The 12,811-nt window shown below is 57.8% G+C and carries 7 protein-coding genes; 1 reads left to right on the top strand and 6 read right to left on the bottom strand.

All coding sequences use genetic code 11. The features are described 5' to 3' along the window. Window positions 1–583 precede the first annotated feature (583 nt). The 5 genes from efp to gyrA form a co-directional block, all read right to left on the bottom strand. Window positions 584–1,153 carry an elongation factor P gene (gene efp / locus QY316_00860; GenBank protein ID WKZ32988.1) on the bottom strand — a complete coding sequence of 190 codons (570 nt, stop codon included), beginning with the start codon at window positions 1,151–1,153 and terminating at the stop codon, window positions 584–586. Window positions 1,154–1,348: 195 nt separating this feature from the next. Further along, window positions 1,349–2,710: a class II fructose-bisphosphate aldolase gene (locus QY316_00855; protein ID WKZ32987.1), complete on the bottom strand. Its 1,362-nt coding sequence runs from the start codon at window positions 2,708–2,710 to the stop codon at window positions 1,349–1,351. 420 nt (window positions 2,711–3,130) lie between these two features. Continuing rightward, entirely contained in the window at window positions 3,131–5,491 is a 2,361-nt protein-coding gene (locus tag QY316_00850) for a response regulator (GenBank protein WKZ32986.1), read from the bottom strand. A 204-nt stretch (window positions 5,492–5,695) separates the two neighbouring features. Further along, on the bottom strand, window positions 5,696–6,691 hold the full coding sequence (locus QY316_00845; protein ID WKZ32985.1) for an NAD(P)H-dependent glycerol-3-phosphate dehydrogenase: 996 nt from the start codon (window positions 6,689–6,691) through the stop codon (window positions 5,696–5,698). Window positions 6,692–6,761: 70 nt separating this feature from the next. Then, the gene (gene gyrA / locus QY316_00840) at window positions 6,762–9,209 is read right to left on the bottom strand and encodes a DNA gyrase subunit A (protein WKZ32984.1); all 2,448 of its coding nucleotides are present in this window, start codon (window positions 9,207–9,209) and stop codon (window positions 6,762–6,764) included. 358 nt (window positions 9,210–9,567) lie between these two features. Here gyrA and ppdK point away from each other — a divergent pair, with 358 nt between their 5' ends. Further along, window positions 9,568–12,297, top strand: a complete 2,730-nt coding sequence (gene ppdK, locus QY316_00835; GenBank protein WKZ32983.1) for a pyruvate, phosphate dikinase — start codon at window positions 9,568–9,570, stop codon at window positions 12,295–12,297. Window positions 12,298–12,453: 156 nt separating this feature from the next. Here ppdK and QY316_00830 read toward each other — a convergent pair whose 3' ends face one another. Next, window positions 12,454–12,810, bottom strand: coding sequence for a roadblock/LC7 domain-containing protein (locus tag QY316_00830; GenBank protein WKZ32982.1), 357 nt, complete (start codon window positions 12,808–12,810; stop codon window positions 12,454–12,456). Window position 12,811: the final 1 nt, after the last annotated feature.

Here is a 12,811-nt window from a genome sequence, read left to right as displayed (position 1 = left end):
CTCGCTACCCGCCCCCATCCTCCTCGCTCGGCCCTTATGTCGCTCGGCCCCTTGGGGCCGAGCTCCTGCTTCCCCGCCTCGCTCGCCCTTCCCCCAGCCTTATTCGCATAAGCCTTATGCCCCTGGTTATCTTGAAATGCAAAAACAAAAGAACAGTAAATTCCTATGTCTTGAAACAAAACCCGGAGGGTAAGGCGAGCGCAGCATAAGGGAGGAAGAGCGTGAACGGGCCGGGGATGAGAGGAGCGAAGCGACTTTAGGGGCCCGTTGAAGATTCCCGGCATTCCGCCGGGAATCTCCGACACAAGAGGAAGTTTTCCGGATTTGCATCCGCTCGCTCGACCCCATAAAACTCGGGTCTCTGCTCGCTTTTGTGTGTTCACGGGGTGGGGGAGGGGGCTAAGCAAGCGAGCCTTACCCTCAAAACCGCACGGCAGTGCGGAAAAGGCCTTTTCGCATAAACCATAAAACGCGGCAGCACGCTACTCGTCCTTTCGCATTTACCGATCTTGCTATCCCGAAATTAAAAGGCCCCGTCCGTTTCCGGGCGGGGCCTTTCTGATGTCCGCGTTAAGCTGGCGGTCTACTGCGCCGCCTTTGCCCTTTCGAGGTACCTACCCTCGGTCGTATCGACCCTTATGACCTCCCCCGCCTCTATGAATCCGGGCACGTTCACGACGAGGCCGGTCTCCAGGGTGGCCGGCTTCTGGGACGCGGTCACGGTCGCCGTCTTCATGAACGGGACGGTATCCACCACCTTGAGCTCCACTACCTTCGGCGGGTCCACCCCGACTGGCGCGTCGTTATAGTACTCCACCATGAACTTGATATTGGGTATGAGGTAAAAGGTGTTGTCGCCGAGTATCTCCTTTGAGAGCGAGACCTGCTCGTAGTTTTCGCTGTTCATGAAATGGTAGTCGTCGCCGTCGTTATAAAGGTACTCCATCTCGTGCTGCTCGAGGTGCGCCTTCTCGAGCTTGTCCTCCGAGCGGAACCTGTTCTCGACGCTCGAACCGGTCTTAAGGTGCTTCAGCTTCGTCTGAACCATGCCGCGCCAGTTCCCGGGCGTTATGTGCTGCACGGATACGACCCTGTACGGCTCCCCGTTGAAGAGGATCGTCATCCCGACTCTCAATTGCGTTGCGGCTATCATCTGCCTCTCGGCTCCTTTCAAGAACTTGTGCGGACATTATAACATACGGCCGCGCCGTATTTCATTATTTTAGGCAACCTCTAAAAATTAGAGATTTTTCCCGCAATCAAGGAAGGCCGGGAATAAAAAGCGGAGCATATATGACAATATGTGAGCATTTTTATTCCCGGCCTGACAAAGGGTCCGGGGAAAAGATCAATTTTTAGAGGTTGCCTTTACGTACTTGGAGACCAGGTCTTTCGTATTCCGCGCGTTGAGCGTCCGGAAATAGAGGTCGAGTTTCTTCTCGGTCTCATCTGCTATGGCCTTCTTCCTGTCCTCGTCGAGGGTCCAGATCTTCTCCTTGAACGGGCCGAAGCCCTTTTTCCTTGTCTTATAGATGAACTGCTCTTCGGTGTCCGCGGGCTTCCTTTCGTCCGAGTGCTTATCGGCAAGGTGGGCGTAAATCTCCTTCTTGAGCCCCTCGGGGAAGGCCGGGTTGTCGTAGATTATGTTCTGGAAGCCGGTCGCGAGGTGCACCTCCGAGGCGCCGTTCTTGGTGAAGAGGTCGAAGGCGTCGTCCGGAAGGGTCGATGCGCCGTGCTGGACTACACCAGAGAGCTGATATGCCTCCCTCGCGACCTTCGAGAGCCTCGCTATGGTGTCGAAGTCCACCTTCACTTTCGCTATCGTGCCGTCCGGGAGCACGACCCCGCCGTGAGAGGTGCCGGTCTGTATGCTTATCTTGCTTATGCCCTTCCTGCCCTTTGGCAGGGCCGCAAGGAAGCCGTCCATGAAGGCGCGAAGCTCTTCCTCGGTCGAGTTCTTTCCGCCGACCTCGCCTATCTCGCCTCCGACCGAGATGGTCGCGCCCTTTGGCTCGTTCTCCCTTATGTAGTCCGTAAGGACGGCGGTGGTCTCGAAGTTCGGCCTCTGCTGCTCGGTGACGGTGGGCTTCGAGAGGTCCACGACGGTCGAGGCGTCTATGTCGATATTGAGGAAACCCCCGTCTATCGCCTCCTTTATGAGCTTCTTGAGGTCCCGTATCTCCGCTTCCCTGTCCTGGACGTATTTCTTCGCGTTTATCTGGAAGTGGTCGCCCTGGAGGAATACCGGGCCCCTCCACCCCTCTTTTATGGCGGCAGCCAGGCAGCAGGCCGTGTATTCGGCAGGCCTCTGCTCGGTGTATCCTATCTCGCTCTTCGCTATCTCGAATATGAAGGTAGCCGAGTTGTTCCTCTGGGCCGACCTGAATATGGCCCGGGCCGTATCGTATGTGAGGCCGCGGATGTTTATGGCCGGGACCGTGAAGCCCCCGCACTCGCCCCTGCCCATTGCCTCGTAAAGGCCCTGTATGGAGGCGGAGCGTATGCCGAGCCCAAGCGCGATGTACTTTATAAGCTTTCTTGAGGTGTCCCGGACCTCGCCATTTGAGCTGAAGACGGCGTTGTAGACGAGCCTGTCTATGGCCGCGCCGCGCACGAGCCTCTCGTCGAGGACCTCGACCGCCCCTTCCCTGACCTCCTTTACGGCGCCCTTGAGGGCGTCATAGAGACTGCCGATGGACTTGAACTCCATTGAAAAACCTCCTTTCGCCGCTTCCGGTCAAACCATATTTTTGGATAATTTCAAGGCTGCTACAAAACCGGAACATCTTCCGGGATAACAGCGCCTCTAAGCCTTTTGAAGGGTGGTTCGAAAGGGCGCAGGAAAGGTCTTTACATTACGCCGCCTGTCCCGCCCATCTGGATTTCGGTCTGCCGGCTGGGAAAACGACCTGCCCCGTGGGAATATTGGTTCCCGCCCCTTTACCTTCTAACACAACAGGCCTGTTCCATCAAGGGGAGTTTCCGGAGTCCACTGTCGGACCCGGCTTTTATCCGGGAACCTCTGAAAATTGGAGATTTTACCCGCTTCCCGTAACTACCCAGGGTCCGGGGAAAAGATCAATTTTTAGAGGTTGCCCAATCAGTATAGCAGAATAATTTCACGTGAAAGCTATTTCAGGAGCTCCCTTGCGAGCTCTATGAGCTTTTTGGGCTCAAAGGGCTTCAACACGCAAGGGCAGCCGCTTCCGGAAAGGAATTCCTTCGCGTCCTGGCTGAAGACGTCTCCGGTGAGGATTATGACCTTGTCTTTAAGGTAGGCGTGCTTCTTGAGGATATTGTCGTAGAGGTCTGTCCCGCCGTAGCCCGGCATCTTGAGGTCGGTGACGACCAGGGCCACTTTCTCCTTGTCCAGGATGTCAAGGGCTTCCCTTCCGTCCCTCGCGGTCTCGACCCTGTAGCCCTCCCGGGTGAATATGTCCTCGAGGGTCTCCCTTATGGACTTCTCGTCGTCTACTATGAGGACCTTTTTCCCCGAGGCCGATACATCCCCGGCCTCGGCGGGCTTCCCGGATTTTGCCGCCCACTGCGCCATCTCGACGACCGGGAGCTCGACGGTCACGACGGCCCCTCCCTCCTCAGGGCTCGTGATGTCTATGGAGCCGCCGTGCTCCGTCACTATGCCGTGGGTTATGGAGAGGCCGAGGCCCGTGCCCTTGCCCACGTCCTTGGTAGTGAAGAACGGGTCGAAGACCTTGTGTATGACGTCTCTCGATACCCCCGGCCCGTCGTCCTTGAAGGAGATTACGATCCTCTTGCCCTCTACACGGGTGGATATCTCTATCTTGCCCTTGCCCTTCTTCGCGACCATCGCGTCTTCGGCGTTGTTTATGATGTTTATGAAGACCTGCTGCATCTGGAAGAGGTCGACCATCGTCCGCGGGAGCCCGTTCTCGAGCTTAAGCGCCACCTGGATGTTGTTGGCCTTGAGCGAATACTCCCTGAGCTCTATCGTGTGCCTTATTATCTCGTTTACGCTGTGGTACTCCCTCTCGGTCTTCTTGGCCCTGGCGAAGGTAAGGAGGTTCTGGACTATCTTGGCGGTCCTGAGCGACTCGTGGTAGATCTTCCGGAGCTTGTCCTTGATGTCGTCGAGCTTCTTGTCCCCGGGCGTGTCCATGAGTATCTGGCTGAATCCCATGATGCCCATGAGGGGGTTGTTGAGCTCGTGCGCTATGCCCGCGACGAGCTTTCCGAGGCTCGATAGCTTCTCGGAGTGCAGGAGCTGCTCGCGCAGGAGCTTCTCGTGGGTTATGTCCCTGGCGACGTGCACGCTCGCCCATACCTTCCCCTCGGCGTTGAAGACCGGGAAGGTGGTAATCTTATAGCTGCCCTCGAAAACCAGGTCCTCCACCTCGGCGTTGGCCACCTCGCCGGTGGCAAGGGTCCTCGAATGGGGGCACATCTCCTTCTGCTCGTGCCTGCAGTAAAGGAGCTGGTAGCACTTCCTCCCTATGAGCTCCTCGGGCGTGGAGTTGAACTTACGGGCGAGCGCCTTGTTTATCTTTATTATCTTGTACTCGTTATCGTGAATGGAGATGAGGTCCTGGATGGCGTCGAAGGTGGCGACCCACTCCTCCTTGCTCTTCATGACGAGCCCGAAGAGCTTCGTGTTCTCCTCGGCCCTCTTCTCAAGGGAGTCGAGCATGCTGTTGAAGGCCGTGGCCAGGTACCCTATCTCGTCCTCGGCCTCGACCTTTATCCGCTCGTTTATGCCCGCCTCGCCGTCGGCTATCCGCCTTATTATCTCGACGTTCTTCCTGATGGGGCCTGTTATGGATTTGCGGATGAGCAGCGAAAGGAGTATCCCGCCAACGCCTATTGCGAAGATGCCGGAGAGGACCCACTGGTTCCTGCTTTGCGAGAGCATCCCGTACATGTCGGAAAGCGGGGTCCTTATGACGAGTATGCCCCTTGCGTCCTCGCTCACATGGCAGCTCTGGCACTTGGGCTTCTTCTCAATCGGCTGAAGATAGGTGAAGAGCGGCTCCGGACCGCTCCTGTCTATGTAGTATACCTCGCCTCTCTGCCAGTCCTTCCTGAACTTCGCAAGCGCGTCCCTGAACTCGGGGTTGCCGACGCCCCTGGCCGGGGGGCTCTCCTCAAGGTCGGGGTGGCCCGCGAGCCATTCCGGCCGTATCTCGCCGAACTCCTTCTCTACGGCCCTTATGGTCTTAAGGTCCTTGAAGGCCTCTTCAACGCCGTTGCTCCGCACTATGTAGACGCTCTCGATGCCCGGCGTCTTGCTCAAGGAGTTTATCAGGTGGCGCGCGAGGTCCGCCCTCTCCTCTATCATGTCCTCGTATATGGCGGTAAGTATGGGCTGGGCCATGAACCGGGATGCCCGGAGCTTCTCCTCCAGGAGTTCCCTTTCCTTGTTGCTGATTTCCCAGTATATGGAGATGACGACGCCGATGGTGATGAGCCCGATGATGAGGACGAGTATCCTGGAATGTAGGCTTTTCTTGAGCATACCGATACAGAGCGCCCGGGATTCGGCTAACGGACCCGCTGAGGCCCCTTTCAGGCTGATTTTACGCGCACTTTCCCATCAATACCGCGGAAGAGGCGCTTTATCTTTTCTGGATATCTACTCTTATCGGACGAAAGCTGGAATATTTTAGCCCATTTTGAATGGGCCGGGTAGAAAAAAAAGGGGCTGCTGGAGAGGAGGATGCTACTCGCCTTTGAGGTCGCGGCCCATTAGATCGAGCACAGCCTCCCTGGGCTGCTTTCCTTCGTAGATAACGCTGTATACCGCCTCGGCAATGGGCATCTCGACCCCGTTTCTCAAGGCAAGCTCCCTTGTCGCCCGCGAGGTCTTGACGCCCTCGGCAACCTCGAGCATGCGGCCCGTGATGTCGCCTATTGCCTCGCCTTTGCCTATCGAGACTCCGACCGAATAGTTCCGGCTCAAGGGCCCTGTGCAGGTAAGGACCAGGTCCCCCAGGCCCGAGAGGCCCGAGAAGGTCTCTTTACGCGCGCCCATCTTTACGCCGAGGCGGGCCATCTCGGCAAGGCCCCGGGTGATGAGCGCGGCCCTGGCGTTGTGGCCGAGCCCCAGCCCGTCGGATATGCCCGAGGCCACGGCAACGACGTTCTTAAGAGCGCCGCCGAGCTCAACGCCGGTCACGTCGTCGTTAGTATAGACCCTGAAGTAGTTCGTCGAGAACTCGTCCTGCACCCTGCGGGCCGACTCAACGGAAGCGGATGCGGCGGTCAGGGCCGCGGGGAGAGCGCGGCTAACCTCTTTTGCGAAAGAGGGTCCGGAGAGGACCGCGAATGAAAAGGCCTTGCCTGAAAGGGCCTCGGAGATGACACCCGAAGGGGGCATCATGCTCCCTTCCTCTATGCCCTTGGTGGCGCTAACGACGAGTGCGCCGTCCCGGATAAAGCCCCTGGCCCCGGAAAATACGCCCCTCAAGCCGTGGGAAGGGATGACGCTTACGATGAAATCCGAGCCGTCCAGGGCCTCTTCAATGCTCGTGAAGGGAGTTATGCCCGAAGAGAGCTCCACCCCCGGCAAATACATGCTGTTCTCGCGCCTTTCGGCGATGGAGGCCCTGACCTCTTCCTCCCTTGCCCACAGGCTTACGTCTTTTCCCTTATGGGCCAGCACCTGGGCGAGCGTCGTTCCCCAGCTCCCTGCCCCGAGCACGGCAATCCGTCCCATCAGCCCCGTCCTTTTAAGGCCCGCTCAGGCATCTCGAATCCCGGCATTCCGGCCCGGTTACCCAAGCGGCTCACTCCTCTTCTTCCGCCTCGCCGGAATCGTCCTTCTCGGCTATGGGGGCCATTCCGGATATATGCTCGCCTTTTTCGATGTCCATGAGCTTGACGCCCTGGGTGTTCCTGCCTATGACCGGGACGTCCTTCATGGCTATCCTTATTATCTTCCCGGAACTCGTGGAAATCATGAGCTCGTCCGCGTCGGTCACCTTGACTATGCCTGCGACGGGCCCGTTCTTCTCGGTTATCTTGATGTTTATGAGGCCGCTTCCGCCCCGGCCCTGGCCGCGGTACTCTGCGAACTCGGTCCTTTTCCCGTGGCCGTTCTCCGTGACGGTAAGGACGGTCGAGTTCTCCTCGACTGTCTCCATGGAGACCACGCGGTCGCCCTCGTCGAGCTTGATGCCCTTTACGCCCCTGGCCTGGCGGCCCATCTCCCTCACCTCGTCCTCGTGGAACCTTATGGCCTGCCCGAGGCGGGTGCCCAGGAAGAGGTCTGTCTTGCCGTCGGTCAGGCGCGCGGCGATGAGGCTGTCGCCCTCGTCGAGGCTCACGGCTATGAGCCCTCCCGAGCGTATGTGGGAAAAGCTCATGAGGTCGGATTTCTTGATGACCCCGTGGGCGGTCGCCATGGTTATGAAGTTTCCTTCCCTGAACTCGCGGACAGGAAGGAAGGCGGTTATGTGCTCGCCCTGGGCGATATTGAGGATATTCACAATGGCCTTGCCCTTGGCCGCCCTCCCGGCCTGCGGTATGTCATAGACCTTGAGAGAGTAGGCCTTGCCCTTGTCCGTGAAGAAGAGGATATGGCTGTGGGTCGAGGCTATGAAGAGGTTCGAGACAAAGTCCTCTTCCTTGGTGGTCATGCCGGTCTTCCCCTTGCCGCCCCGCTTCTGGATCTTGAAAAGGCTGGTGGGGTTCCTCTTTATGTAGCCGCCGCTCGTTATGGTGACCACCATGTCCTCTTCGGCGATGATGTCCTCGAGGGTTATCTCCCCGGCTTCGTCCACGATCTGGGTACGCCTGGCGCTTCCGAACCTCTCCTTTATGTCCTTCAACTCGTCGACGACCACGGCCATGAGGAGCTTTTCGCTGGCGAGCCTCTCTTCGAGCATCTTTATGAGCTTGAGGAGCTCCCGGTACTCCTCTATTATCTTGTCCCTTTCGAGTGCCGTAAGCCTCTGGAGCCTCATGTCCAGGATGGCCTGGGCCTGTATCTCCGAGAGCTTGAAGTTCTTTACAAGGCCGGTCTTGGCCTCCTGCGGGCTCTTCGATGCGCGTATGAGCTTTATGACCGCGTCAAGGTTGTCGAGGGCTATCTTCAGGCCCTCCAATATATGCGCCCGCTCGCGGGCCTTCCTTAGCTCGAATACGGTCCTCCTCGCGACCACCTCTTTCCTGAACCGGACGAACTCCTTAAGGAGCTGGCTGAGGGGCAGGACCCTGGGCTGGCCGTCGACTATAGCGAGGTTTATTATTCCGAAGGAGGTCTTCATCTGGGTGTGGTGGTAGAGGTTGTTGAGGATGACCTCGGCGACCTCGTCCTTCTTCAATTCCACCACGATCCTCATGCCCTCGCGGTCGCTCTCGTCCCGGACGTCCGAGATGCCCTCGACCTTCTTTTCGCGCACAAGCTCGGCGATGCTCTCGATGAGCTTGGACTTGTTTACCTGGTAAGGTATTTCGGTTATGACGATCGCCTGGCGGCCCGTCCGGGGGTTTTTCTCTATGCTGGCCTTTGCGCGGAGCTGAAGCACTCCCCTCCCGGTCTCGTAGGCGTCTCTTATGCCCTTCCTGCCGCTTATGAACCCGGCTGTCGGGAAGTCCGGACCCGGGACGAGCTGCATCAGCTCCTTTACGGTCGCCTCCGGCTTTCCGATTATATGGATGAGCGCGTCTATTATTTCGGAGAGGTTGTGAGGCGGCATGTTGGTAGCCATGCCGACCGCTATGCCGGATGAGCCGTTCACAAGCAGGCAGGGGAAGGCCGCTGGGAGCACCATCGGCTCTTTGAGCGACTCGTCATAGTTAGGCTGGAAATCGACGGTCTCCTTGTCGATGTCCTTCAGGAGCTCGCTTGCAAGCTTCGCCATCCTGACTTCCGTGTACCTCATGGCAGCCGGAGGGTCGCCGTCTATGGAGCCGAAGTTGCCCTGGCCGTCTATGAGCGGGTACCGGAGCGAGAAGTCCTGCACCATCCTGGTTATGGCGTCGTAGACCGCGGAATCTCCGTGGGGGTGGTACTTGCCTATGACGTCACCGACCACGCGGGCGGATTTTTTGTAGGGCTTGTTCCACTCTACCCCCATCTCGTGCATGGCGTAGAGTATCCTCCTGTGGACCGGCTTAAGGCCGTCCCTCACGTCCGGCAACGCCCTGCCGATTATGACCGACATGGCGTAGTCCAGGTAGGACTTTTTCATCTCGTCTTCTATATAGACCGGTCTTTGCTCCTGTGCCATTTTTCCTCTTCCCTAAAGCTTTAAAAATGCTATTGAAATTCCACCCCGGACAACCGCCGAAGGACCTGAACCGAGGCTTCCCAGGGTGCAAGGCGTGGAAATAGGGTGTATACTTAATGGGTCAATATTAAATAATACCGAAGGTTTTGCAAGTGTGTCAAGGAGTTTAACAGGTCCCCGGGACAGCCCCGGCCAGGGCTTTAATACGGTATTTTTTTACCCATTTTTAATGACATTCCCTGTTAATTTTGCTAATCTCAATGTTTTGAATCAGGAGCCCCTTCAAAACCTTTGATGAGGCGGGTTCCCCTCCAGCTCTCTACTGAATCTTTCGACATATACCGGAGGACACCTTATTATGGCCAAGAAATATGTCTATTTTTTCGGCGGCGGAAAGGCCGAAGGCAGGGGGGACATGAAAGACCTCCTTGGCGGCAAGGGCGCGGGGCTCGCCGAGATGACGAACATCGGGCTTCCCGTGCCTGCCGGCTTCACCATCACCACCGAGGTCTGCGACTTTTTCTACAAGAACGACCGTAAATACCCCCAGGGCTTCCACGTCGAGCTTGAGAAGAATATCAAGAAGCTTGAGAGGCTTACGGGCAAAAAGGTCGGCGACCCCGAGGACCCGCTACTCGTCTCAGTCCGCTCGGGCGCGGCAAGGTCCATGCCCGGCATGATGGAGACCATCCTCAACCTCGGCCTTAACGACTCCTCGGTCGAGGGGCTCGCGAAGAAGACCGGGAACCGCCGGTTCGCACTCGACGCCTACAGGCGCTTCATAACCATGTACGGCTCTACGGCGATGGGGGTGCCGAGGCACAGGTTCGACTACGAGTTCGACGACATAAAGGACAGGAAGAGCAGGCTCAGGCTCCACATACCGAGGTCCCGTCCAGTGCTCGATACGGACGTGAACGAGCAGGAACTGGAAGTCCTCATACCCCGCCTGAAGAAGGTCTACGAGGAGCACACGAAGAAGCCCTTCCCGCAGGAACCAAATGAGCAGCTTGAGGGCGCGATAAACGCGGTCATCGGATCGTGGATGGCGGAAAAAGCCGTTACCTACAGGAGGGTCGAGAAGATAAACGGGCTGCGCGGCACTGCCGTGAACATAGTCCAGATGGTCTTCGGCAACATGGGCGAGAACTCCGGCACAGGCGTCTGCTTCACGAGGGAGCCGAATACGGGCGAGAACATCTTTTACGGCGACCTCCTGATGAACGCGCAGGGCGAGGACGTGGTAGCCGGCATAAGGACGCCGCTCCACCTCTCGGACCTCCAGAAGCTCATGCCGAAGGCGTACAAGGAGCTCCTTGACGTCAGGAAGAAGCTCGAACGGCACTACAAGGACATGCAGGACATCGAGTTCACCATCGAGACTGGCAAACTCTACATCCTCCAGACCAGGGCCGGGAAACGCTCCCCCATGGCGGCCTTCAGGATCGCCGTGAACATGGTGAAGGAGAAGCTCATAACCAAGAAGGACGCCATACTCAGAATTTCCGACAAGGAAATAGAAGGGCTTTTTTATCCCGTAATAGACCCCAAGATACCGATAGAGACGCTCCAGCAGAACCTCTTTGCCACAGGCATAGCCGCCGTTCCCGGCGCGGCCACCGGCTCGATCGTATTTACCGCCAAGGACGCCGAGGACCGGACCGCCGAGGGCAAGGCCGTGATCCTCGTAAGGAAAGAGACGAGCCCCGAGGACGTGGGCGGCATGCACGCGGCCAAGGGGATCCTCACCGCGACCGGCGGCAAGACCTCACACGCGGCGGTCGTCGCAAGGGGATGGGGCAAGTGCTGCATAGTAGGATGCGAGGACCTGAACATTGACTATAACGCCAAGACCGTCACCGTCGGGAAGACCGTCCTCAAGGAGGGCGACCCCCTTACCATAAACGGCTCCACTGGCGAGGTCTTCAAGGCATCCATGAACCTCATAAAGCCGGAGCTGCCCGAGGCCTACCACACGCTCATGAGGTGGGCTGACGAGACCCGGAGCCTCAAGGTCCGGACGAACGTGGATACGCCATACGACGCCGAGAACGCCATAAGGCTCGGGGCAGAGGGCATCGGCCTATGCAGGACCGAGCACATGTTCTTCGATACCGAGGAGCGGAGATTAGCCATCCAGCGGATGATAATCTCGGAAGACCAGAAGACCAGGAAAAAGTCCCTCTACGAGCTCCTGCCCTTCCAGAGGAAGGACTTCGTCGGCATCTTCAGGGCAATGGACGGAAAACCAGTCACCATAAGGCTCATAGACCCGCCGCTCCATGAGTTCGTTCCCCATACCGAGAGCGAGCAGAAGCAGCTCGCGAGCAAGCTCGGCGTGCCATTCCACCAGGTAAAGCGGAGGATAGAGCGCCTGCATGAGGCGAACCCCATGCTCGGGCACAGGGGCTCGAGGCTCCTTATCACCTACAGGGAGATACTCGACATGCAGGTACGCGCCATCATAGAGGCCGCCTGCGACTGCAAGAGGAAGAGGATAAAGGTATTCCCGGAGATAATGCTCCCCCTCATAATAGACGCCAAGGAGCTCCAGATACTCGCGGCAAGGGCCAGGGAGATAGCCTCGGATGTGATGAAGGAGCAGGAGATAACCGTGGAGTTCCTCATCGGCACCATGATCGAGGTGCCGAGGGCCGCGCTCCTTGCCGACCAGATAGCGGAGCAGGCGGACTTTTTCTCATTCGGCACGAACGACCTCACGCAGATGACCCTCGGCATGTCGAGGGACGACGCCGGGAGGTTCCTGCCCGACTACATAGACGAGAAGAAGACCGGCATACTGAAAGGCGACCCCTTCCAGTCCATAGACCAGGACGGGGTCGGGTTCCTCATGAAGCTCGCGATAATGAAGGGCAGGGCCAGGAAAGAGAAGCTCAAGATCGGCATCTGCGGCGAGCACGGCGGCGACCCGGATTCTGTCCGGTTCTGCCATCTGAACTATTTCGACTACGTCTCGTGCTCTCCTTTCAGGGTCCCCATAGCAAGGCTCGCGGCAGCGCAGGCCGAGATACGGCACCCCATGCCAGTCAAGGGCAAGCGCCAGGTCACGATGAAGATAGTAGGATAGAAAAAAGGCCTGGACCGATAATTAAAAAGGGGGCGAGCTCCAAAAAGGCTCGCCCCCTTTTCCCATTTCCTGCGTATCGCTTTCAAGCGGTCCTCATCCGGACCTTCTTGCATTTCGACTACATACAGCCAGCCCGGGTCGCTAAAAGCCCCGTTTTCATCCCATCTCCTCTTCTATCCTCTCCACCGCCCTCTTCGATTCGAAGAGGGCCTTTCCCATTGGCCGTTCATTCCCGAGCGCGACAACAAGGCAATAGCCTTCCTTCACGGTCGATATGGCGAGCTTGGCCTTATCCGTCGTTATGGCCAGATGCCTGACATCCTGCCTGTCGTGGCGAGAGGCGGCCTCCTTCACTATATCAAGGATAATCTCATGGTGGGCGCCGATGAGGTCGATATTGACGTCCCTGGATGCCGCCCAGGAAGCTACTATCTCCCCGTCCCAGTCTATGAGTATCGCGCCGTTTGCCCCGGCCCTCATCGAAAGGTCTTCGAGTATGCTGTCAAACGCCATT

This window comes from Thermodesulfobacteriota bacterium (assembly GCA_030583865.1).
Lineage (GTDB): Bacteria > Desulfobacterota > GWC2-55-46 > GWC2-55-46 > GWC2-55-46 > UBA5799.
Note: the sequence above shows the minus strand (reverse complement) of the source record. Positions and strands in the feature narration are given on the sequence as shown.

Excerpts from the sequence above, each read along its gene's own strand:
- QY316_00850 (WKZ32986.1), bottom strand. The coding sequence starts at position 5,491 with ATGCTCAAGAAAAGCCTACATTCCAGGATACTCGTCCTCATCATCGGG.
- gyrA (WKZ32984.1), bottom strand. The coding sequence starts at position 9,209 with ATGGCACAGGAGCAAAGACCGGTCTATATAGAAGACGAGATGAAAAAG.
- ppdK (WKZ32983.1), top strand. The coding sequence starts at position 9,568 with ATGGCCAAGAAATATGTCTATTTTTTCGGCGGCGGAAAGGCCGAAGGC.
- QY316_00830 (WKZ32982.1), bottom strand. The coding sequence starts at position 12,810 with ATGGCGTTTGACAGCATACTCGAAGACCTTTCGATGAGGGCCGGGGCA.
- QY316_00845 (WKZ32985.1), bottom strand. The coding sequence starts at position 6,691 with ATGGGACGGATTGCCGTGCTCGGGGCAGGGAGCTGGGGAACGACGCTC.
- efp (WKZ32988.1), bottom strand. The coding sequence starts at position 1,153 with ATGATAGCCGCAACGCAATTGAGAGTCGGGATGACGATCCTCTTCAAC.
- QY316_00855 (WKZ32987.1), bottom strand. The coding sequence starts at position 2,710 with ATGGAGTTCAAGTCCATCGGCAGTCTCTATGACGCCCTCAAGGGCGCC.